Below are 22872 nucleotides of genomic sequence, written 5' to 3'. Positions count from 1 at the left end.
TACCTCGCCGTCCGTTGTGAAGAGATCGGGATTACTTGGTGCCGTATGGTTCCGATGTGCAGCGCACTCATTCTGCGGATCGACTGGCGCATCTCACACCGAACCATCTGGCGGTCGATCGCCTGGCCATCACCTTGTGGGCGGGCGCGATCATGTTCGCGATCACCGGTGTCACACAATGGGTCTTCGACGAAGCTCCCAATATCTGGGTGCCATCCGTGGTGGCGCTCGGCACCGCGGGCGTGTTGGTTGGCGGGGTCGCGGCGCTACGAAGTCGGTGGTCTGCATCGTTCACCACAGCGGGTGACCGATGGGCAGTCGTTCTGGCGGTGCTGATCGGCGCGAACCCCCTGGTGTACATCGTGGCCACCGGCATTTCGTACCCGGCGATCGGTGTGATGCTCGTCGTCGTTGCCATAGCCGCACTGGTCCCCAATGGCCGCGCCGCAGCACTGCTGATCGCGGCACTGAACGCGGCGTGGATCTTTCTGGTGATCGTGTACCCGCCCGACGTTTCCACGGTCACCGCCGCACTGCAGATCGCCAAAGCCGACGCGGTCGCGCTGGTCGTGGCCCTCACATGGTCCAGAACCCGCGCTCGGTTGAACCAGGCGAACGAGACCGTGCGCAGACTCGCCATGGTCGACGAGTTGACCGGCCTCGCCAACCGACGGGCCCTCACTGAGCACGGCCAACGCGTCCTGGCACACGCTCAGGCGCACGGCACCGCCTTCGGAGTGATCTTCATCGACGTCGACGATCTCAAAACAGTCAACGACACTCTCGGCCACGCCGCGGGCGACGACCGCATCAAGGAGGTTGCCGACTCGATACTCCCACCTGCGGTCACGGAACGACGTTCCCAGCGCGGATCAGTGGCGACGAATTCGCGGTGGCCCCGCCGCACATGAACAACTCCGACACCGCTGCGCCGTAGCCCAGTTCGAAACGCACGTCGTGCTGCGACCAACCCCGGTCCCCCGTCACCTAAGCGACATGTGGCGAGAGCAAATGGGATAGGGTCCGCTTAAAGTTAAGCAATTGTTAACCTTACTGCTCGGTAAGGTCTGAGTGCGGGTCGACTGCGTCGGGGACGTTGATCAGCCACACCCGGAAGCGATGATGAGAACAGCGAATACGAATCTGCGGGCGCCGTCCCGGTACCTGCGGCGGGCGTCGACCGCCCTGGTTGTGATGGCGCTGGCGCTGCTGTCGACCACCTCGATCGCATCCGCCGACGAGGTCGACCGCTACCTCGACCTTCCGCTGGTCAACCGGGATGCCGCACACGGTCCGGGTGGCGTGAACCCTGAACTGCCGACGGATCCGGCGACGCTGAAGCGCCTGCTCGACGACGCTCGACGCAGCGGCTCAGCGCCGACGTCCTACGCAGCGGTGCTCTTTCAGTACCGGTTGGTCGAGGCCACACAGGCCGCCGGGATCGACTTGGCCAGCTGGGATCCCCGCGCCGGGGTTGAGGCGAACCGCGAGAACCTGATCAAGTCGTACCGCTACTACGAAGACCTTCAGCTCGGCAACCGTGAACTCCAGTGGGCAGGCATGGGAGGGCTGGTCGGCGCCGACTTCGGCGGCGGGCTGATCGACTTCGAACTCCTCACCAACGTCTACGACTTCCCGCAGCTCCAGCAGACCTCCCGTGCGATCGTCGGCGCGGCGACCGATGCGGCCGGCCCGCAGCTCGTGGATCAGCTTCCGAAAGGACTGCGGGCGTTGGCGAATTCCGGCAGCTCCATCACCGGCGAGGACCTTCACTACATCCTGGGCATGATCCTGGTGATGCAGAAGAACATCTTCTCCGACCTCATGCCGATGCACCGCGCCTACGTCACCGAAGGCCTGCCTGCGCTCGAGGAAATGCAGCGCGCAGGCCTGTTCGGGGACACCATCATGGATGCATGGCGTGATGTCGCCTCGAAGACCCCGGATCGGATCGCCGCAGGCAATGCCGTACTGCTCCAGCGTGAACAGGGCGTGGTCATCAGGGATCAGTGGAACACCGTGCGCGCCTACAAGGGCGATGTAGGCGAGGCCATCACCTATGCGGCCACCGTTGCCGGATCGCCCTCAGTTGCCGGGGTCCTACCGCCCCGATCATTCCGCCCTGTCGAGGTCTCGAGCACCCTGCCCGATGGGCGCACCGCGACACTGACGACGCCGTTGCCGGCGTGGAACTGGTCCGTCTACGAGGAGCGCTGGGACTACATCACCACGCAGTTGTTGCCCAAATACAAAGCCATGGTCGAAAACAACTGGCCACAACTCGAAAGCGAACTCCGCGTTCCCTACGAGATCCAGATCGAGACCCATCGGCCATTGATGAGCATCCCCCAGCTTCTGGAGTCCGCCATGCAAAACACCAGGGTCACGGTGACCGAATGAGCACCACGACACATCTCGGCCGCACCCTCCTCCGGACCAAGTGGATAGTGTGCGTGGCCACGGTGGCGGCTCTGACCATCCCCGTCTCCGCGAACGCCGAAATCCCGACAGAACTCACCCCGGCACCGTCACCCGTCGCCGAGAATCCGACCCGCACGCCCGCGCTCGACGAGGTCTTCAACGGCTTTGTCGTCGGTGCCCTCGGCTCGGGGGAATTCGCATCGCCGGACGAAGCGTTTACCGCGCTCACCGCGACGGATCCGTTCTACGACGAGCCCGAGCTCACCGGTGCCGAGAAGCCGGGAACGCTCCTCAAGACCAAGCGAGTCGACGTGCTGTTCACCGGTTACAAGCCGGGGAACCTCGAGGCGCACAAACTGATGTACGTCACCACCGGGATCGACGGCATCACACCCGAGATCAGCACCGGCATCGTGATGATCCCCCTCGACGGCATACCGGCGTCCGAGAAGAAACTCATCAGCTACCAGGAGGCCAACGACAGCATCGGGGCCTACTGCCACCCCAGCACCCAGTGGACCGGTGGCGACCCGCTCGACGGTGCGTCGTGGTCGGCGCTCGGACCCCTCGCTTTGATGTTCGGAAAAGGATACGCGGTCGTCATGTCCGACGTCGGCAACGACGGGGACCCGAACCCGCACAGCGTCTTCGCAGGCAAGTTCGCGGGCCATGCGCAGCTCGACGCCGTCCGCGCGGTTCTCTCCTTCGACGACGCCGGCCTGAGCGAGGACGCACCAGTCTCGCTGTTCGGTATCGCAGGCGGCGGAGTCGGTGCGGCGTTCGCCGCCGAGCAACAGGCGACCTATGCACCCGAGCTGGACGTCAAGTCCGCGGTCCTCGAGGGCATGGTGGTCGATCAGCGCAACTTCATCCGCACCGCCGACGGCTCCATCGGCTCCGGGTTCGCGTTCGCAACGCTCCTCGGACTCGAGCCCAAGTACCCCGAGATGCGGATCGACGAGAAACTCAACGCGGAAGGCAAGGCTCTTGCCGATGTGTATCGGACGCAATGTCAGATGCCCGCCTATTTCACCGCGCCGTTCGTTCCGCTTCATTTGCTGTTCGCGGATGGGCAGAGCCCGGCCGACATCCCCGAGTTCCAGCATGTCTACGACGACAACCGGCTCGGTGAACAGGCCCCGAAGGCGAAGGTGCTCATCGCCTCCTGCGCGAAGGACGACTCACCGATGTCGCTTGTGCCTGCCCAGGATTCGCGAGATCTTGCCGACAGGTACCGCAGCGGCGGCACTGCCGTCACCTACGCACCGAGCGATTGCAGCCTGATGCGGATGTTCACCGACCTGTACGGCTGGGGCACCGACCTGTTCGGCATGCAGACCATCGACTGGATCGACCGGAACTTCACCGACTGAGCCGATTCCTGTCACCAGGAACCGTAGGCAGTGGTGTTGGCTTCATGCAGTGCGCTGACATAGCCGCCGCGTTGGCGGGCTGTTTCGTCGGCACCGCCGGCTACGGCGAGCAAACCACGCACGTCGTCGACGCTCGTGAAGCCCTTGCGTCCCATCCATTCACTTAGTCCGTCGAGCAGTACACCTGCGTGGTCTGGCCCGTGCCGCAGCAGGGCGGACGCGGTCATGACGACGTCCGCGCCGGCCAGTAGGTACTTGACCAGGTCTGTTGCGCTCTCGACGCCGGTGTTCGCGGCGAGCGAAGCGCGCAACCGGCCGCGTAGCAGGGCGATCCATGTCCGCGGCAGCAATGACTCTTCGGCGGTGGACAACGTGACGGCGGGCACCACGGTGAGCGTCTCGGGGTCTATTTCGGGTTGCAGGAAACGGTTGAACAACACCAGGCCGTCCGCGCCGGCTTCGTCCAAGCGCGACGCGATTTCCCCCGTCGAACTGAAGTACGGGCTCAGTTTGACCGCAACCGGCACGGTCACGGCGTCCTTGACCCGCGCGAGAATGTCGAGATGGCGCTGTTCGACGTCTCTACCGCTGATGTGCGGATCCCCGGGCAGAAAGTAGATGTTGAGCTCGATCGCGGCCGCCCCGGCGTCCTCCATGGACCGGGCGTAGCCCGCCCAACTGCCCGGGGTAACGCCGTTGAGGCTGCCGATCACCGGCACCTCAACCGAGCTGGCGGCGCGTTCGAGCAGGCTCAAGTAGCGGCGCGGTCCATGGTCCTCGCCTGCGGCGTCCGGAAAGTAGGACAGGGACTCGGCATAGCTCAGGGAACCGTGGTCGGCGAGTCTCGTGTTTCGCTCCGCTTCGCGGATCAGCTCCTCTTCGAACAGTGAATAGAGCACCACCGCGCCGACGCCCGCAGCGGCCAGCCGGCGGACGCCGTCGACGGTCTGCGAGAGCGGCGATGCTGCCGCCACCAGCGGATTAGGTAGCGCCAGTCCCAGATAGCGCGTCGACAGCTCCATCAGCGATCCTTGCGGGCGTCGGCGGTGAAGTGTTGCGGACCCCGAGATGCCATGTCTTCGTATCGGTCCCAGCGCTGAGCGATGACCTCCTCGGCGAGCCCGAGGAGCCGGTCGTATTCGACGGGGTCGGTGTTGGCCAACGAGCGGTACCGTAGCTCCCGATTGCGGTATTCGGCGAGTGGAATCCTCGGCCGGTGAGAATCGAGCAGGAACGGGTTCTCGCCGGCAGCACGCAACACCGGGTTGTAGCGGATCAGCGGCCAGTGCCCGCTGGCAACCGCGCGATACTGCTGGTCCATTCCGTGACGCATGTCGATTCCGTGCGCGATGCACTGACTGTAGGCGATCACGATCGAAGGTCCATCGTAGGCCTCTGCCTCACGGAACGCCTGCAGCGTCTGTTGAGGGTCGGCACCCATGGCGACCCTGGCAACGTAGACACTTCCGTACGCGATCGCTTGCAGCGCAAGATCCTTCATCGGCACCGTCTTGCCGGCGGCGGCGAACTTCGCGACAGCACCGAGCGGGGTCGCCTTCGACATCTGCCCGCCGGTGTTGGAGTAGACCTCGGTGTCGAGCACCAGCACGTTGACGTTGCGGCCACTGGCCAGGACGTGATCGAGTCCCCCGGACCCGATGTCGTAGGCCCAGCCATCACCGCCGACGATCCACACGCTGCGCCGGACCAGGTAGTCGACCACGCTGACCAGGTCGCTGGTAGTGGCGGGATCAAGCTCGGCGAGGCGACGCTCGAGCTCGGCCACCCGCTGCCGCTGTTGCTGTAGTTCGGACTCCCGCAGCTGCGGCGCCGCGAGAAGGGCATCCACGAGGTCGCTGCCCACCATGTCCCGCAATTCGGTGAGCCGCTGCCGGGCCAGCTGGGTGTGTCCGTCGGCGGCAATCCGGAACCCTAGACCGAATTCTGCGTTGTCCTCGAACAAGGAATTCGACCATGCGGGACCGCGCCCGTCGGCGTTCACCGTCCAGGGGGTGGTTGGCAGGTTGCCGCCGTAGATAGACGAGCAGCCCGTGGCGTTGGCGACCATCGAACGGTCACCGAACAACTGGGAGAGCAGCTTGAGATAGGGCGTCTCCCCGCATCCCGCGCAGGCTCCGGGGAACTCGAACAACGGCTCGAGGAACTGGGTGCCCCGCACGGTACCGAAGTCGACGCGGGCCCGGTCGTTCGTCGGGAGAGTCTCGAAGAACGCGATGTTCTCCCGCGCGGTGGCCACCAGCGGTTCGCGGGGGCCGAGATTGATCGCCTTGGTGATTTCACCACCGGGGACCACCACCGGGCAGGCCTCGACGCAGAGACCGCAGCCGGTGCAGTCCTCGGTATACACCTGCAGGGAAAACAGGGCGCCCGGGAGACCGACGGCGTCCAACGGCGCCGAATCGAACAGATTCGGGGCGCCCTCCAGCCGGGACTCGTCGTAGAACTTCGACCGGATCACGCTGTGCGGGCAGACGAAACTGCAGTTGCCGCACTGAATGCAGGTGTCGGGGTCCCAGACGGCGACGAGCTCGGAGACGTTGCGTTTCTCGTAGGAGGCGGTGCCGCTCGGGTAGGTACCGTCCACCGGAAGTGCGCTCACAGGCAACGCGTCACCCCGCCCGGCGATCATCTCCGCGGTGACCGTGCGGACGAACTCGGGCGCAGTGTCGGGCACGACAGGCGCCGGCTCTGCTACGGAGGTGACGAACTCAGGCACCTCGATGCGGTGCAGCCCCTCCAGGGAGAGATCGACGGCATCCAGTTCGCGGCGCAGCACATCGGCTCCGCGGCTACCGTACGTCTTTTCCACAGATTCCTTGATCCGGGCGATCGCCTGCGTGCGGGGCAGCACGCCCGAGATTGCGAAGAAGCACACCTGGAGGATGATGTTGATCCGGCCCGCGAGCCCCACCTCTTTGGCGATCCGGCCGGCGTTGACGGCATACAACGTGATCCGCTTGTCGAGGATTTGTCCCTGGACCCGGCGAGGGAGCGCATCCCAGACCTGGTCCGGCTGATATCTGCAGTTCAGCAACAGAGTTGCGTCCGCGGCGGCCGGACCGAGCACGTCGACCTTGTCGAGGAACTGAAACTGATGGCAGCCCACGAAGTCGGCGCGGGTTACCAAGTATGGGGCCCGAATGGGGCGCGGCCCGAACCTCAGGTGTGAGACGGTCTGCGATCCCGACTTCTTCGAGTCGTACACGAAGTAGCCCTGGGCGTGCCGGCCCTCCTCGGCGCCGAGGATCTTTATCGTGTTCTTGTTGGCGCTCACGGTCCCGTCCGACCCCAGGCCGAAGAAGATCGCCCGAACCGTGTCGGGAGACTCGATGTCGAACGACAGGTCGTACGTGAGGCTGGTGCCGGAGACGTCGTCGTCGATGCCGATGGTGAAGCGCCGCCGCGGTGTATCGCGGGCGAGTTCGTCGAACACCCCGGCCACCATCGCTGGTGTGAACTCTTTCGAGGACAACCCGTAACGCCCGCCCGACACCCTCGGCATCGTGGCGCGTTCGTGGTCGGTGTGGGCTTCGGCGAGGGCGGCGACAACGTCCAGATACAGAGGCTCGCCGATCGAACCGGGTTCCTTGGTGCGGTCCAGCACCCCGACGGTGCACACCGTCACAGGCAGTGCGTCGAGGAACGCTCTCGTAGGAAACGGCCGGTACAGCCGCACGTGCACCACACCGACCCGCTCCCCCAGCTCAGTGAGAGCGGCCACGGTTTCGGCCGCGGTCTGCGCGCCGGAGCCCATCAACACCAGTACCCGTTCCGCCTCCGGGTGGCCGGCATACTCCACGATGTGCATCGCCCGGCCGGTGCGCTCACCGAGTTGGGCCATGACCTCTTCCACTACCTCGGGGATACGGGCGTAGAAGGGGTTGACGGTCTCCCGCGCTTGGAAGTAGACGTCCGGGTTCTGCGCGGTGCCGCGGATGAATGGGCGTTCCGGGGACAGCCCCCGTCCGCGATGGGCGCGGACCAGCTCCTCGGGGACCAGCGCGCGTAAGTCGTCGTCGGAGAGTGTCTCGATCGTGTTCAGTTCGTGGGAGGTCCGGAACCCATCGAAGAAGTGCAAGAACGGAACCCGAGTCCGAAGGGTGGCCGCCTGTGCGATGAGCGCCAGATCCTGCGCCTCCTGAACCGATGCCGACGAGAGCATCGCGAACCCGGTCTGGCGTACGGCCATCACATCCGAGTGGTCGCCGAAGATCGACAACCCCTGAGTGGCCAGGGATCGGGCCGCGACATGGATAACGGCGGAGGTCAGCTCGCCGGCGATCTTGTACATGTTCGGGATCATCAACAACAGGCCCTGCGACGCCGTGAAGGTGGTGGCCAGCGCGCCACTCTGCAAGGCCCCGTGCAGGGCGCCGGCTGCGCCGCCCTCGCTCTGCATCTCCACCACCGTCGGCACTGTGCCCCACAAATTGGGCCGTTGCTCACTGGACCATTTGTCGGCCAGCTCGGCCATCGGCGAGGACGGCGTGATCGGGTAGATGCAACAAACCTCGTTGAGCCGGTAGGCAACCGAGACGGCGGCCTCGTTGCCGTCCACTGTCGCGCGGGTCATGTCGGCTCGGGGAACATGTCGATGGCGTGTACGGGGCACTGCTCGAAGCACTCCGCACAGCCGGTGCACTTGTTGTAGTCGTACTGGTAACCGTGGCCGACTCCCAGTTTGACTATCGCGTCCTCCGGGCAGGCTCCGAGGCAACCGTCGCATTCGAAGCAGTTACCGCACGACAGGCACCGGCCCGCCTCGAAGGTCGCCTCCGGAGCCGTCAGACCCCCGACCACCTCGCCGAATCCGGCGATGCGCTGCGTGGGGGCGAGTTCAGGTTGCCGGCGCCGGTCGGCGTCGGCGAAGTACCACAGGTGTAGCTGGTCGAAGGTAGCCATCGGGTGCTTGGGATGTCGCTCGCCTGAGGCTCCACGCAGCCAGGCATCGATGTGATGAGCTGCCTTCTTCCCGTGCCCTACCCCGACGGTGACGGTGCGCTCACTCGGCACCATGTCGCCGCCGGCGAACACGCCGGGGCAGCCTGTCATCATCGATTCGCTGACCCGCACGCTGCCGTCGCTCGCGAATTCCACTCCGGGCAGTGTCCGCATGAACGCTGAATCGGTCTCCTGACCCAATGCCATGATCAGGGTGTCCGCGGCCAGGGTCTCGAACCGTCCAGTCGCCCGGGGGCGGCCCGCTTCGTCGAGTTCCATGATCTCGACCTGCACCTCGGGGCCGTCGAAGGCGGTGATCGTGCGAAGCCAGTTGATGCGGACACCTTCGCGTTCGGCGTCTTCGGCTTCCTCCTCGTGGGCAGGCATCTGTGCGCGGGTGCGGCGATAGACGATTGCCGTGTCCTCCGCGCCGAGGCGGCGGGCAACGCGGGCCGCGTCCATTGCGGTGTTGCCGCCGCCGTACACAGCCACATGGCGTCCGACCGCAGGCTTGTCGCCGGAGGCGACGTTGCGCAGGAACGACACCGCATCGACCATCGTGCCGGCGTCGCGGACCGGGATATCGACCCGTTTGGCCAAATGGGCGCCGACTGCAACGAACACCGCGTCGAAACCGCCCTCCTCCCGTTCCGCGGCGAGGTCCTCGACCCGGTGGTTGCGGACTATGTGCACACCCAATGCCGCGACTCGGATCACCTCGGCCTCGAGCACGTCGCGGGGCAGTCGGTAGTTCGGGATGCCGTAGCGCATCATCCCGCCGGGTTCGGTGCCGGCGTCGCGGATCTCGACGTCGTGGCCGAGACGAGCCAGGTGATATGCGGCGGACAGTCCGCTCGGACCTGCACCGACCACGAGCACCCTTTTGCCGCTGCGGGCGGGCGGCGGCTCGAATGTCCAACCCCGCTCCCGCGCGAGGTCGCCGAGGAACCGCTCCACCGCGTGGATCGACACCGCACTGTCGAGATTAGCGCGGTTGCAGACCGATTCGCACGGGTGATAGCAGACCCGGCCGTGGATTGCGGCGAAGGGATTGTCGGCCACGAGCTGGCGCCAGGCCTGCTCGTGGCGGCCCACGGTGGCGTGTGCAAGCCACGCCTGGATGTTCTCCCCGGCAGGACAGCCCGCATTGCACGGCGGCAGCAAGTCGACGTACACGGGTCTCCGCTCGCGCACCGGCCCGGCCCGGCTGTGCCCATGAAGCAGGTCCGGGAGCGGAGCTACCTCCGTCGGCGGGCCAGTCTCCCCGGCTCCGGTACCCCCGCTAGTGCGCTCGCCCGTAGCCATGTCTCCACGATAGGACCTACCGGTCCGGGCCGCGACCGAACCGGAACTCCTTGCCGGGGCCGAGAACTGCCGCTGCCGATCCATCGGAGACAGGGCAGCGCGACCAATCAGTCTTCACAGCAGCCGCGCGAGCCGCTTCTTGGTGCGATTGTGGGCCGCGATCCTGCCGACCAGTGCCGAAGGGCTGACCTCGAGTGCTCCGAACATCGGCAACCCGCGGACAGGTTCAGCGGCGACTGCGACACTCCACGCGTAACTCAACGTCCGTTCGAGACCGCGCTCTTGATCAGTACGGGGATGTCCCTCCGTGCGAGAAACGGTAGTGGTCGCTACATCGCATGCATCCAGCGCCCCGGCACACATCTCTTGGGACTTCAGCAATCGAGGTTCACAGATGGCCTCGACCGCCGCACGCACAACCGCGAGATCGGAGCTGCGCACCCATCGGTGTACCAGCTCGGCAACAGCCACCGGATAGTTCACCGCAGCGAGCTGGAGTCCACGCACGACCCCTTCACGCAGACGCCACCTTGGATCACGGACATATCCAGCCAACCGATCGAGCTCCGAATCGGTCGGTCCCACTCCCGATAGACAGGCTCGGGCCATCCCCGCCGCTCCGCACATCGCAAGAAACTCATCCTGCGCATCGGCGAGCCGTGAAAGGGTTCGCCGCGGCAACAACGCCGCCGCCTGATCGACCAATTCCAGATTCGCTCGCGGCCCGGGCAACCCTGACTCACGCCGCAGATAGCTGTCGAGTTCATCATCACCGAGTGCCGCGAGATCGACCTTTGCCATGTGAACGCCACCTTCCCGAGTACGCCCCGAACCCCAAGCTTTGTGGTCCCGCGCCCTACGGTTGCCTGCCCCCACTATGTCGTGAACAGAGTGCGCAGCTCCCCCGCCAACGGAACGGTGATTTCTGAGAGGTCCGGCAATGTGTCGGGATCAGCGATCACGGTGACAACGAGCGTGCCAGCGTACGAAAGCGCAGCGAACGTCACCACCACATTGCCACCACCACCGACTGCAAGCGGAACGATGTCGGTGACAGGTGCCCCGCACAACGTCAACCGGCGATCGGGCCCGTGGACATTGGTCACCACGCAGTGCAGGTAACGCTGACGTCGCATGTACCACTGGTAGATCCCCACAACCAGCATCGCCCGAACCACGACACTCGCAATGGCGGCCGTAATAGGTCCGGGCGCCGAGCGCTTGCCGACTCGCATGGCATGCTTCACCCGTCTGAGGCGCAAAACTGGCTCGCCTGCAGTCGGTATGGCAACTCGGATTTGCATGGTGCGGTTTCCGATGTCCCCCACTGTCGCTGCCTGACGCATTCCGACGGGGATGCCGACCACGACAGTGTCGGCATGTTCGCCGCACTCCCCCAGGTATCTACCCAGAGCGCCCCCGATCGCTGAGAGAAGAACATCGTTGACGGTGGCGTCGTGGCGATGCGCAGCAGCCAGGATGTCAGCGGTGTGCGACCGGGTGAGAGCCAAACGACGTTTTCCCCCGGTCGGTTTCGACAAAGAGCACGATGCTGCTTGACCGATCCGCGAATGGCTCCGGCTGCCAGTTGATTCGAGAGCCGACCGAATTGGGCTCATTGCCCGCGTCAACAGTCGGACGCGACTGAGCATGGCATCGGCAGCCAGTCGGCTGGTGGATGGTGGCGCAAGAGGGAAAGTACGGCAGGTCCCCGGTGCAGCTCCATCGGCCAATGCGTACAGAACTGCGAGACCTCCAATTCCGTCGGCGAGTGCGTGTTGGGCTACGAGAACAAGTGCAACCCGACCCTTTGTCAGCCCTGTCACCACGGTCGCTGACCACAGCGGACGGTCAACCGGTAGCCGACGGGTGAGCAGTCCTGCGGCAACGGAGAGCAACGCGGATTCGTCACCCGGTGACGGACACTCGAGGAGGCGGAGGTGCCGCTCCACGGCGTAGGTGGCGTCGTCGATCCAAACGGGTCGGCCACAGCCCCAAGGTGCTTTCATGGCGCGCTGACGCATTCGCGGAATGGCAGAGATTCGTTCCCCGAGCGTCCTCATGAGCGCAGGCAAGTTGAAACCGTCCGCGGGTTCGAGGAGAAGGATCGCCCCGAACTGGTTGGGCACAGATGCACGCTGCATCGCGAGGTACATGCAATCGGCTGAACTCAAACGATCAACCGGGTTGCTCATCAGGCGTTCCATCATGTGTGCCAGCGCACCACCGCGGATACTCACTCACTAGGGCCCAAGGTCATCGGCGTTCGTTCCTGTTGCCGGCATGCGCTAGGCCTTGTCCGTGGCTCCCTTTCCGGTGATCGGCGGCTCGTTCTCCTCCGGTGAGTTGTTGTCGGACTCGGATTCGTCGAAGTCCAGCGCTCCACCTAGAGCCGCCTGATCCGCCAATTCCAACCCTGCGCCCGAATAGACATTGAAAGCGATATCCACCCCGTGGTCCTTGGCCCACTCCACCTCGTCGTCGTAGCGGGCCACAGAGGCAACCCTTCCGCTGAAACCAGACTCGCGGAGGCACGCGAGCGCGGTGACATTGGCGCCGTGGCGGGGCATGGCCAACACGGCGATGCGCACGCATCCTGAGCGCCGCAACTGGTTCCAGAAGTCCAGGTCGGTGGCGTCACCTTCGATGACCCGCAGTCCCTCCTCCGCGAGTCGTTCGATTCGGGGCCCGTCGTAATCGACACCGACCACTCGGAGACCATAGTGATCTGTCAGTCGCTGGTAGGCGGCGAAGCCGACGCGACCCATGCCGAGCACGACAACTTCGGCATTACTGGCATCGCCGGGGCGCTCATCGGGATGCAGGGTTCGTTCGTCCTGAGCCGGTAGCCGCGCAGCGATCTTCTCCTCCATCAGGTGGCCACGTCCATTCACCAGTGCAGATACAACGAAGCTCAGAGCCACAGCAATCGACATCTCCACCAACCACGCTGGTGCCAGCAATCCGGACGTCACCCCGACCGACACCACGATCAAGCCGAACTCGGAGTAGTTCATCAGGCTCAACCCGGCGAGCAACGCTGTACGGTGTCGCAGCTTCATGATCGTGAACAAGATGAAGAACCAGCCTGCCTTGAACGGCAGGAACAGCAGCATCAGCAGGGCGACGCCGATGGTGGGCAAATCCGGCAGCCCGGTCAGGCCGATCGACACAAAAAAGCCCACGAGCAGGAGTTCTTTGATGTGGAACAACGAACGTGAGAGTTCCGACGACGCTGAGTGCGACGCCAGCAGCACTCCGATCACCAGTGCACCCAGGTCGCCTTTGAGGCCTAGTGCAGAGAACAACGCATAGCCCGGCACAAAAGCCATCACGATGCCGAACAGGGACTGCATTTCGCCGTGCCCGAGTCCGCTCCAGATCCTTCGGAGAACGCGAGTGAGAGGCCACAGCCCCACCAACGTGAGTGCCCACAGGCTCGGCAGCGTTCCGCTGGTGACGGTCAGGAAGACCACCGCGATGATGTCCTGCATCACCAAGATACCGATGGCGATGCGCCCGTAGAGTGCGTTCGATTCACCCCGCTCTTCGAGGACCTTGACGACGAACACCGTGCTGGAGAATGACAGCGCAAAGGCGAGAAGCGCGATCGTTTCGAGGCTCTGTCCTGCCAGCATCGAAACCCCGACCAAGGCAAACAGCCACAACGCGATGGCGCCGAAGACGACGTTGATCACCATGTGTGCCGACGTGGTGAGCCAGACCTCGCGGCGCAGCAGTATCCGAACGTCGAGTTTGAGGCCGATCGCGAACAGCAAGAGCGTGACACCGAGATCCGCAATCAAATCGAGTTGGGGCAGTTCCTCGAGGTTCAAGGCGTTGATGACGAACCCTGCCGTCAGAAATCCGACCAACGGAGGCAGACGCACGGCCATGGCGAGGCCACCGAGGCCGAAAGTGATGACGAGATAGATGGCAACTACTGACATGCGCGTCCTTGCTGTTCGAGATTGGGCCGTGTTCACCGGTGTCGTCGATGCCTACATGGTGCCCGATTCGCACCAGTATCCCGGCAACCCGCGATTTTCTCAGTGGACGGATCCTCCCCCAAGGCAGAATTCGGGTATGACAGTGGTGATCCAGCGAGCCGACTATGGCGATCCGGCTCTCGAACTCTTCCTCGGGGAGCATCTTGCAGACATCGCCCCTACCGCCCGCAGTGAAAGCCAGCACGCGTTGGACTACGAGACCATGAAGTCGACGCGAGACTTCCGGCTCTGGGTAGCGCGTATCGACGGCGAACTCGTCGGGACGATCGGCTTGGGTTGCCTCAGCTCCGAGCACGAAGAGATAAAGAGCATGCGGACGGCGCCGGACTACCGAGGGCGCGGAATCGGCAAGCTCCTGCTCGATCACGCCATCTGTGATGCCACTAGCCGTGGAGTTCACCAATTATCCTTGGAGACAGGCAGTATGAAGTTCTTTCACACTGCCCGCGCTCTATACCAACGCGCAGGGTTCGCTGTGTGTGCCGCTTTCGGAGACTATCCGACCGACGATCCGAACAGCATCTTCATGACCCTTCGGTTGCAGCAATAGGCGACGTATCCGCGGGATCACCGTAGGTCGGCGAAGAACTCCACCTGTGCGGTTCGTCCCGCGCATATCAGCAGGTCACCCTCTTCGATTACGGATTCGGGTGCTGCGTGAGTGAAGTCCGCGCCTCGATGCTTGATTCCCACCACCGTGATGCCGCAGGTCTGCCTGACGTCGCTGTCGCGGAGCGTTCGGCCCACCATAGACTGCGGCGCAAGAGTTTTCACCATCGCGTAGTCTTCCTCGAACTCGATGTAGTCGAGCATTCGTCCAGTGACCAGATGAGCGACCCGCTCCCCCATGTCGTGTTCGGGGAGAACCACATGGTGGGCGCCGACCCGTTCGAGGATCTTCCCGTGCTGGCGACTCGTTGCTTTCGCCCAGATGTTCTCGATGCCGAAATCGGACAAGAGCGATGTCGTGAGAATGCTCGATTCGAGATCGCTTCCGATGGCCACCACTGCATGGCCGAAATCCGGCACGCCGAGCTGAGCCAACGCATCCACGTCGGTCGAATCCACGATGGCGGTGTGCGTCAGCTCGTCGGCATACCGTTGGACTCGATGTGCGTCCGTATCCAAGCCGAGTACCTCGGAGCCGTGCCCACACAGCTCGCGCCCGAGCGATGCACCGAACCGTCCGAGTCCGATAACCACGACACGTGTGCCGGATCTCTTGTTCCTAGCCAACGATGGGTCGCTCCTCAGGTAGTTCGTAGCGTCGGCCACGTTCGCGCAAGGCCAAGGCCGACGCGAGCGTAATCGGGCCGAGCCGACCGATGAACATCAACAGAACCAACGCGATCTGTCCAACATCAGGCAGATCAGCGGTGATGCCGGTAGACAAACCCACCGTACCGAACGCCGATACGGTTTCGAACAGAACGTCGTCGAGATCGAACGGGGTCATGAGCATGATTGCGACCGTGCCGCCGATGACTGCCGCGACGGACAGAAGTACGACAGTCACCGCCTGGCGCTGAACCTGCGCCCCGATCTTGCGGCCCATCACATGCACGCTGGGCTCACCCCGCACCTCGGCTGCGATGACGAAAGCCAACAATGCGAACGTGGTGACTTTGATTCCACCGGCGGTACCAGCGCTGCCGCCGCCGATGAACATCAACCCATCGGTGATCAGCAGCGCCGACGGGTGCATAGCGCCCGTGTCGATACTGTTGAAGCCAGCCGTACGGGGGCTCAGGCCTTGAAAGATGCCGGCGAGCAGTCGGCCCGGCGTGCTCAGTGCTCCCAGCGTGTCCGGGTTGGTCCATTCCACGGCGGTGATCGCGACGACGCCGAAAGCCGCTAGTGCCGCGTAGGTGATGAGGGTGATCTTCGTATGCAGCGTCCACGAGTTGCGGCGGTGGTCGAACGTCTTCGTTCGCCTGATGGAACGCGCAACTTCGATGAGAACCGGAAACCCGAGTCCCCCGAGAACGAACGCGATGGTGATGGGGACAATGACCCAGGGGTCGCTGACGTATCGACTGAGGCTGTCGGGGTACAAGGCGAAACCCGCATTGTTGTACGCGGAGATGCCGTGAAAGACACCCGAATACAGTGCGTCGCCGACGGACTCGTCATACCCCCAGTGGAAACGAGCAGCCAGCGCAAGAGACGTCACGGCTTCGATCGCCAGGCTCATTCGAAGAACGCCGAGAACAACTCTCTTGCTCTCCCCCAGCTTCAGAGTCTTCGTCTCCGCCTGAGCCACCAACTGCATCCGAAGACCCATGCGACGCGCGACCAGCAGACCGAGCAGCGAAGCCAAGGTCATGATGCCCAGCCCGCCGATTTGGATGAGTGTCATCAGCACGACCTCGCCGAAGCCGGACCAGTACGATCCGGTGTCGACCACGACGAGTCCGGTGACACAAATGGCCGAGGTGGCGGTGAACAACGCGGTCACCAACGATGTCGCATCTCCGGTTTCCGAAGAGACCGGAAGCATCAGCAAACCGGTACCCAGAAAAATGGCAGCTGCGAACCCGACCAGGACCATCGACGCTGGATTCCGCGGCCGCGGAATGGACGGCATCTTCAGCGCCGAGATGGACTTCTGAACCGGCCGGTTCATCGTGGGCTCGCGAATCCTGACCCGGTACCGCGCCTGCCGAGAGCGCGCGTGTCGACGATGTGCACGAAGCGAGAGCTTACGCACGTCGCCGACGACATCGGGCGTCAGGGACAGCGGGGGTCAGGAACGCGCGGGTTCACCCACGACGTCGAAAATCTGCTTCTGAATTCCGTTGCTGTAGGACTCCGATTCCACGAGCTGGAGGCGGGTGCTGTCCTTGTCACTGTCGCTGAACAGTCTCTTGCCCGCGCCGAGGAGAACCGGGAACACCAACAGGTGGTAGCGATCCACCAGTCCGGCGTCGGCCAGCGATTGCCCGAGTTCGGCGCTTCCGTGCACCGCGATGGGCCCACCCTCTGTACGTTTGAGAGCTGCCACCTCGTCGACGGTGCGCAGGATAGTCGCCGGCCACCGCGAATCCTCCTGCGCAAGAGTGCTCGATACTACGTAGCGAGGCATCGCGTTGTACTCCGCGAACTCCTCCATCGTCGGCCAGACGGGCGCGAACGCTTCATACGATTTTCGTCCCAACAGCAGTGCCGTCGTTTCCTGCTGCTCGCGGTCTTTGATCTCGTACGCCGCCACGTCGAACTCGATGTTCTCGAAGGTCCAGCCCGCGTTGCGATAGCCGGGCTCGCCCCCCGGTGCTTCCATGACACCGTCGACCGAGACGAAAGCGGTGACTATCAATCTGCGCATTTGGGTCCTCCTGCATTGGCTCCACGAACGGTCATGGAGATGGACCGCGTGGATACCGAAAAGTCATCGGTCGGACAATTATGTCGCCGAGTTCGACGCCCCGGCGGGGTTTACCTGATCGAAGCCGGGTATGTAGGGCGTAGACGTACCCGGCGTCTACCGCTACCGGAGGAGAAAACGCGATGACCGCACCAAAGACAACGAGCACGACCGCGACCCCATCGACCGAAATCGACGCAGGCTCTAGTTCGGGTTCGACCTTGGTGTCCAGTCAAGGCCGGACCGTGGTTGCCGACACGGTGGTCTCCAAGATCGCCGGAATCGCCACCCGAGAAGTAACCGGTGTCTATGCAGTCGGTGGAGGAGCTTCGCGAGTCGTCGGAGCCCTGCGCGAACGCATCCCAGGCGCCAGCATCAACCACTCCCAGGGAGTGTCCGTCGAGGTCGGCGAAAAGCAGGCAGCAGTAGACCTCGACATCGTCGCCGAATACGGGGTCTCGATCACAGATCTCGCGTCGGGTATTCGGCGTAACGTCATCGCGGCAATCGAGCGCATGACCGGCCTCGAGGTCACCGAAGTGAACATCACTGTCCATGATGTGCACCTCGACGACGAAGAGAGCAATAACGACACCGGCGAGGAGCCAAAACCATCGCGAGTCCAGTGAACGACCCTGCCCCATCAGGCGTCGAGCAGTCGGTGCCACCCGAAATTGCGGAGGTCGTGGGCCAAGCAACGACCTCCGTGTCGGGTGTCGCGGGCCTCCACCCCGGAATGTTCGGTGAAATCGGAACATACCTACCGGGCAGACGAGTACCAGGTATTCGTGTCGATGAGAACTCGGTCGAAATACACGTCACCGCCGTCTACGGATCGGATCTCTCCGCTTTGGCCGCCGCCATTCGCTCACGGGTATCGATCCTGACGGGTACCCGAGATGTCAACGTGTGCGTAGAGGACGTCACGGCAGCATCTCCGCCCTCCCCCGGCCGCTGACAGCGACCAACCCGACCACGCCCATTCGACACCACGAACCATCGAAGGATTGCACTGATGAACACTGCATCGCTCGGCTTGATTGCCGGTCTCCTGCTCGGCGTCGCCGCCGCAGCAGGCGGATTCACCGGTTTCCTCGTTGCCCTCGTCCTCGGCGCGGTCGGGTATGTTCTCGGCGGCGCACGCGACGGCGATTTCGATCTCAGCGCGCTCCTGCGTGGCGGTGGACGCGGTCGTGGCTGACGAACCTGCCGCCGCCCCGGCAGGCAGTCGTACAGAGCCGGCCGAGCGAGGCACCTTGACGATCAAGGACAAGGTGGTCGAACGTCTGGCTGTCAAGGCTGCGCTCGATACGGACGGTGTGTTGGCGCGCTCGGAAGGGTTCGGCAAGTTGACCGGACGTGACCTCCCACGCGTCCGGGTCTTGATTTCCGGTGGTCGTGTGCGCGCGGGCGTCGACATTGCGGCGCTCTGGCCGACGCCGCTCCCCGCGCTCACGGCGTCGGTGCGAGACAACGTCGCCCGCGCGCTGAGTTCATTGGCCGGCCTGCACGTCGACGGCGTCGACGTGACGGTGCCTGCGATCATCGTCGACCCGGCGCCCGCGGGTGTCACATCAGGTGGGAGTGCCACTACGTGAACCATGACGTGAACACCGACAAGCCGTCCGGATATACCGAATCCGTGCACAACACGAGTCTGACCCCCGCCCGCGCGAAGGAGCCGCTTGCTCTGCCCGCAGCCGGATTCACCGGGCCTCTCGTGGCGCTGCTTCTGCTCGCGGCTGGAGCTGTGGGTATCCGCGACGGCGTAGTCGGTGCGGGCTGGATCGACGGCACGCTGTGGACGGAGACAGCGGCGCAGTGGGTCGACGGATTGGCCTTTGCAGGATGGATGATTCCCATCGCAGTCGCCTCCATAGTCATCGGGTTGCTCCTCCTCGTCGCCGCGCTCAAGCCACGGCGCAGAACTGCGCTCGAGGTGGCAGCGCAGACCAGTGTCTACATCGAACCGTCGGGGGTGGCGCGCATAGCGGCCGAGGCCGCCAGATCGGTCGACGGCGTACTCGACGCGCGCGCCTCGGCGACTCGACGGTCGGTGACGGTGCGCGCCGACATCACCGGTGACGAACGCTCCGGGCTCGAAAAAGCCATCGCGGACCAAGTCGGCGTCGCGCTCGAGCCCTTGACCGCCGCGCCCAAGACCAAGGTGCGCACTCGGACCGGAGGTAGGTCATGACCCGTTCCACGGTGGCGGTGGACCGCCTCGCGACGGCCATCATCGGACTCCTTCTCGTTGCCGGTGGCGTCGCGGTACTGCTGTGGGACACAGCGCTCATCGACGACATTCCCGAATACATCACTGCCCCCGGTCCCGTCAGTGCATCCGAGTCGAGTTGGTGGCCATGGGCGAGTGCAGGCGTCGGCGTCATTCTCGTTCTCGTGGCGCTGCGCTGGCTCGTGGCACACCGACCGGCGTCGAAGATCGACCGCGCCTCGGTCGCCGGCGAGAAATCGAATACCGAGGTCGAGCGGACGATATCCGGCCGAGCGACTGCCGATATCACGGCATTGGCAAGCGCATCCGCGCGAGCTCTCGAAACATACGCCGCTATCAAGAAGGCGTCGGCGAAGGCTGTCATCGATCGACGCCAAAGAACCATCGTCATCCATGCGACCGCTGAATCTCCCGAGCTTCTCGGCGAGGCTGCAAGCGCGGCCGATCAGGTTGCCCGGGACGCCGTCACCATGATCGGGGACAGTTCATTGGCCACTCGGACCGTGATTCACATAGAGAAACGGCACAAAGCCACGCGAAAACTGAACTGAGAGCGATCCACCCGCCTCTTCCACCTTCAATCTATAGCGCACCCCGGGTCTTGCCACAAGACCCGGGGTGCGTTGCACACTTGCGTTTCGATGCTTCTGACCAGCTGAAACGGAAGGCGCGCATGTACGATTCGATCGCTTTTGCTTCGGCCGATTCGCTCGGCCCCAAGTCTGCGGCGGCACTGATCGCTGATGACGACCGACATTTCGCCGCAATCAGCGCGAGCCTCGCGCGTTCGATTGCCGACGTCTCCGCGCGGCTCGATGCTGCCCGCAAGGCGGAGGCCGACATGGGACAGGAGGTGATGGAACGCGATTTCGAGGTACACCGACTGGCTGGCCGCTTGCGTTCGCTTCGTCGCTACGGTCTGGACTTGTGCCTCGGCCACACTCTCAGCGCGGACGGGCGGACATACCGGTACATCGGACGCACTGGACTGTTGGACGAGGCCGGCAATGAACTGTTGATCGACTGGCGCTCACCTGCAGCCGAACCGTTCTTCGGTGCAACCCACGCACGCCCGATGGGAATCTCTCGGCGTCGCCGGTACCTCTGGACCAACGGCCGGATCAGCGACTACTGGGACGAGGTGTTCGACGTCGATCAGCTCGCAGCCACCGAGGTCGGTGATGCTTTCCGCCGGGCAGCGTTGGACGATCAGTCTGCCTTCATCGCAAGCCTGGGCAGCGTCCGGTCACCGCGAATGCGCGATGTCCTGGGTACGATTCAAGCTGATCAAGATGCCATCATCCGTGCTGGATCACGCGGCACCCTGATCGTCGACGGTGGCCCAGGAACAGGCAAAACCATTGTGGCACTGCATCGTACTGCCTACCTGCTGTATTCGGATCCGCGTCTGCACCAGCGTCGCGGTGGAGTCCTGTTCGTCGGTCCGCACGAGCCCTACCTCGGGTACGTCGCCGATGTCCTGCCCAGCCTCGGCGAGGAGGGTGTCCACACCTGCACCCTCCGCGACCTCGTCGTGGAGGGTGCAGGTGCAGTGCAAGAGAGCGATCCTGTCGTGGCAGCACTGAAGTCCTCGACTCATATGGTGGAGGCGATCGACGCTGCAGTTCAGTTCTACGAGCAACCGCCCACGAAAGGGATGGTCGTCGAAACCGAGTGGGCGGATCTCTGGCTCGGCCCCGAGGACTGGACCGAGGCGTTCGACGCGCCGGAGCCCGGTACACCGCACAACGAGGCACGCGAGGACATCAGGCGCATGCTCGTGACGATACTACTGGAGAAGTACGACGGGGATGTCTCGCAGACCGTGCTACGAGAATCGCTGATGCGCCTCTACGAACTCACAGAAGCTCTCGACGGCGCGTGGACTCTCATCGAGGCTGCCGACCTCGTCGGAGACTTGTGGTCCGTGCCCGCGTACCTGCGCAAGTGCGCCTCCTGGCTGACCACCGAGCAGGTTCGACGCCTACAACGTACGAACCCGATCCGGTGGACCGACTCGGACCTGCCGCTGCTCGACGCGGCCCGACAGCGACTCGGTGATCCCGGATGGTCCCGGCGCATGAGCCTACGCGAGGCTGCTGTCACCGCAGAACGAGCACGAATGGATCGTGTGGTCGACGAACTCCTGCAGGGACCGGACGAGGACGGCATGATCGCCCAACTGCGGCAGGAAGGCATTCGCGATGCTCTCGTCGATATATCCGCCTTGCCTGCCGATATGAAGGATGCGCTCGCCGACCCGTTCGCGCATATCGTCGTCGACGAAGCGCAGGAACTGACGGACGCCGAGTGGTTGATGTTGCTGCGACGCTGTCCCTCTCGCAGCTTCACGATCGTCGGAGATCGAGCGCAGGCACGACACGGTTTCACGGAGAACTGGAGGGAGCGCCTCCACCGTGTCGGTTTCGATCGCATCGAGATTTCTTCGTTGACCGTCAACTACCGGACACCCGAGGAAGTCATGGCCGTGGCCGAGCCGGTCATCCGCGCAGCGATCCCGGACGCGAACGTACCGACTTCGATACGAAGCAGCGGCATACCGGTCAGATACGGATGCGTGGCCGATCTGCTCCCGATCGTCGACACTTGGCTCGCGGAGAACCCCGACGGTACCGGTTGTGTGGTGGGTGAGAGCGCATTTCAACCGACAGCCCGGATGCGGTCGTTGACTCCGGAACTGACGAAGGGCCTCGAGTTCGATCTGGTGGTACTGGTGGATCCTGCGAGGTTCGGCCCCGGGGTCGACGGCGCGGTGGACCAGTATGTAGCGATGACCCGCGCAACCCGGCAGCTGGTGGTACTGACGAATCCGTGAACGGCGATCGACCCGTCATCCAGCTGCTCGGCGCCCTGGCCCGTCGTCGCTCTTGCGCCGGCGGGCCCGCAAACGCACGAACTTGACCGCTGCCGCGCTCCACACTGCCAGCCAACCGACTGCGAGAATTCCCAGGCCCACCGTGGCTCCAGCAGCCGCTTTGTCGTGATCGGCGTAGACGTAACCGACGGCACCCCAGATGAGAGCAACGAAGACGAACAGACCCATGGCGGCTAGGACCGCACGCACAGTCAGGTTGTGGCGAATCACTCTGAGCACTCCACCACTATGCCCCGGCATCGGCAGCACGAAACCGACCACCTGCAACGATCCGGCCACAGTGTCGATACGGCAACAGTGTCGAC

At 64.0% G+C, this 22872-nt stretch carries 21 protein-coding genes; 11 read left to right on the top strand and 10 right to left on the bottom strand.

Annotation, left to right across the window (positions count from 1 at the left end):
- The first annotated feature begins 56 nt into the window (after positions 1 to 56).
- The 3 genes from J1M86_RS26930 to J1M86_RS23105 all read left to right on the top strand — a co-directional run bounded on the left by J1M86_RS26930 (position 57) and on the right by J1M86_RS23105 (position 3794).
- Positions 57 to 911 carry a GGDEF domain-containing protein gene (locus J1M86_RS26930; RefSeq protein ID WP_206511500.1) on the top strand — a complete coding sequence of 285 codons (855 nt, stop codon included), beginning with the start codon at positions 57 to 59 and terminating at the stop codon, positions 909 to 911.
- A gap of 211 nt (positions 912 to 1122) precedes the next feature.
- Positions 1123 to 2400, top strand: a complete 1278-nt coding sequence (locus tag J1M86_RS23110; RefSeq protein WP_206511538.1) for a hypothetical protein — start codon at positions 1123 to 1125, stop codon at positions 2398 to 2400.
- On the top strand, positions 2397 to 3794 hold the full coding sequence (locus J1M86_RS23105) for a lipase family protein (protein WP_206511499.1): 1398 nt from the start codon (positions 2397 to 2399) through the stop codon (positions 3792 to 3794). The genes J1M86_RS23110 and J1M86_RS23105 overlap by 4 nt, the downstream gene beginning before the upstream one ends.
- 11 nt (positions 3795 to 3805) lie before the next feature.
- On the opposite strand, the gene J1M86_RS23100 is transcribed toward J1M86_RS23105, so the two are convergent.
- From J1M86_RS23100 to J1M86_RS23075, 6 genes are all read right to left on the bottom strand, one after another.
- Positions 3806 to 4816, bottom strand: a complete 1011-nt coding sequence (locus tag J1M86_RS23100; RefSeq protein ID WP_206511498.1) for a dihydroorotate dehydrogenase-like protein — start codon at positions 4814 to 4816, stop codon at positions 3806 to 3808.
- Positions 4816 to 8388 (bottom strand): pyruvate:ferredoxin (flavodoxin) oxidoreductase, encoded by a 3573-nt coding sequence (gene nifJ, locus J1M86_RS23095; protein WP_206511497.1) that lies wholly within the window; start codon positions 8386 to 8388, stop codon positions 4816 to 4818. Before nifJ ends, J1M86_RS23100 begins: the two co-directional genes overlap by 1 nt.
- Positions 8385 to 10061: an NAD(P)-binding protein gene (locus J1M86_RS23090; RefSeq protein ID WP_206511496.1), complete on the bottom strand. Its 1677-nt coding sequence runs from the start codon at positions 10059 to 10061 to the stop codon at positions 8385 to 8387. The genes nifJ and J1M86_RS23090 overlap by 4 nt, the downstream gene beginning before the upstream one ends.
- Before the next feature lie 114 nt (positions 10062 to 10175).
- A complete protein-coding gene (locus J1M86_RS23085; RefSeq protein ID WP_206511495.1) occupies positions 10176 to 10862 on the bottom strand; it encodes a HEAT repeat domain-containing protein in 687 nt (228 codons plus the stop codon).
- Positions 10863 to 10936: 74 nt separating this feature from the next.
- Complete coding sequence (locus J1M86_RS23080) at positions 10937 to 12256, bottom strand: wax ester/triacylglycerol synthase domain-containing protein (protein WP_206511494.1); 1320 nt, start codon at positions 12254 to 12256, stop codon at positions 10937 to 10939.
- 93 nt (positions 12257 to 12349) lie between these two features.
- The gene (locus J1M86_RS23075; RefSeq protein ID WP_206511493.1) at positions 12350 to 14011 is read right to left on the bottom strand and encodes a cation:proton antiporter family protein; all 1662 of its coding nucleotides are present in this window, start codon (positions 14009 to 14011) and stop codon (positions 12350 to 12352) included.
- A 136-nt stretch (positions 14012 to 14147) separates the two neighbouring features.
- Between J1M86_RS23075 and J1M86_RS23070 the strand changes: the two genes are divergently transcribed.
- Positions 14148 to 14621: a GNAT family N-acetyltransferase gene (locus tag J1M86_RS23070; protein ID WP_206511492.1), complete on the top strand. Its 474-nt coding sequence runs from the start codon at positions 14148 to 14150 to the stop codon at positions 14619 to 14621.
- Positions 14622 to 14638: 17 nt separating this feature from the next.
- On the opposite strand, the gene J1M86_RS23065 is transcribed toward J1M86_RS23070, so the two are convergent.
- The 3 genes from J1M86_RS23065 to J1M86_RS23055 form a co-directional block, all read right to left on the bottom strand.
- The gene (locus J1M86_RS23065; RefSeq protein WP_206511491.1) at positions 14639 to 15307 is read right to left on the bottom strand and encodes a TrkA family potassium uptake protein; all 669 of its coding nucleotides are present in this window, start codon (positions 15305 to 15307) and stop codon (positions 14639 to 14641) included.
- Entirely contained in the window at positions 15300 to 16697 is a 1398-nt protein-coding gene (locus J1M86_RS23060; protein ID WP_241260540.1) for a TrkH family potassium uptake protein, read from the bottom strand. The genes J1M86_RS23065 and J1M86_RS23060 overlap by 8 nt, the downstream gene beginning before the upstream one ends.
- A 120-nt stretch (positions 16698 to 16817) precedes the next feature.
- On the bottom strand, positions 16818 to 17396 hold the full coding sequence (locus J1M86_RS23055; protein WP_206511490.1) for a dihydrofolate reductase family protein: 579 nt from the start codon (positions 17394 to 17396) through the stop codon (positions 16818 to 16820).
- A 182-nt stretch (positions 17397 to 17578) separates the two neighbouring features.
- Here J1M86_RS23055 and J1M86_RS23050 point away from each other — a divergent pair, with 182 nt between their 5' ends.
- The 7 genes from J1M86_RS23050 (at position 17579) to helR (ending at position 22507) form a co-directional block, all read left to right on the top strand.
- A complete protein-coding gene (locus J1M86_RS23050) occupies positions 17579 to 18064 on the top strand; it encodes an Asp23/Gls24 family envelope stress response protein (RefSeq protein WP_075839953.1) in 486 nt (161 codons plus the stop codon).
- Complete coding sequence (locus J1M86_RS23045; protein ID WP_230558385.1) at positions 18061 to 18393, top strand: Asp23/Gls24 family envelope stress response protein; 333 nt, start codon at positions 18061 to 18063, stop codon at positions 18391 to 18393. Before J1M86_RS23050 ends, J1M86_RS23045 begins: the two co-directional genes overlap by 4 nt.
- Positions 18394 to 18450: 57 nt before the next feature.
- Complete coding sequence (locus tag J1M86_RS23040; protein ID WP_206511489.1) at positions 18451 to 18636, top strand: hypothetical protein; 186 nt, start codon at positions 18451 to 18453, stop codon at positions 18634 to 18636.
- Positions 18629 to 19033, top strand: a complete 405-nt coding sequence (locus tag J1M86_RS23035) for an Asp23/Gls24 family envelope stress response protein (protein ID WP_307786720.1) — start codon at positions 18629 to 18631, stop codon at positions 19031 to 19033. Before J1M86_RS23040 ends, J1M86_RS23035 begins: the two co-directional genes overlap by 8 nt.
- Positions 19030 to 19632, top strand: coding sequence for a DUF6286 domain-containing protein (locus J1M86_RS26925; protein ID WP_206511487.1), 603 nt, complete (start codon positions 19030 to 19032; stop codon positions 19630 to 19632). Before J1M86_RS23035 ends, J1M86_RS26925 begins: the two co-directional genes overlap by 4 nt.
- Positions 19629 to 20222: a hypothetical protein gene (locus tag J1M86_RS23025; protein ID WP_206511486.1), complete on the top strand. Its 594-nt coding sequence runs from the start codon at positions 19629 to 19631 to the stop codon at positions 20220 to 20222. Before J1M86_RS26925 ends, J1M86_RS23025 begins: the two co-directional genes overlap by 4 nt.
- A gap of 122 nt (positions 20223 to 20344) precedes the next feature.
- A complete protein-coding gene (helR, locus tag J1M86_RS23020; RefSeq protein ID WP_206511485.1) occupies positions 20345 to 22507 on the top strand; it encodes an RNA polymerase recycling motor ATPase HelR in 2163 nt (720 codons plus the stop codon).
- A gap of 15 nt (positions 22508 to 22522) precedes the next feature.
- Here helR and J1M86_RS23015 read toward each other — a convergent pair whose 3' ends face one another.
- A complete protein-coding gene (locus J1M86_RS23015; RefSeq protein ID WP_241260539.1) occupies positions 22523 to 22786 on the bottom strand; it encodes a hypothetical protein in 264 nt (87 codons plus the stop codon).
- Positions 22787 to 22872: the final 86 nt, after the last annotated feature.

Source organism: Rhodococcus sp. KRD197 (assembly GCF_017168235.1).
Classification (GTDB): domain Bacteria; phylum Actinomycetota; class Actinomycetes; order Mycobacteriales; family Mycobacteriaceae; genus Rhodococcoides.
Note: the sequence above shows the minus strand (reverse complement) of the source record. Positions and strands in the feature narration are given on the sequence as shown.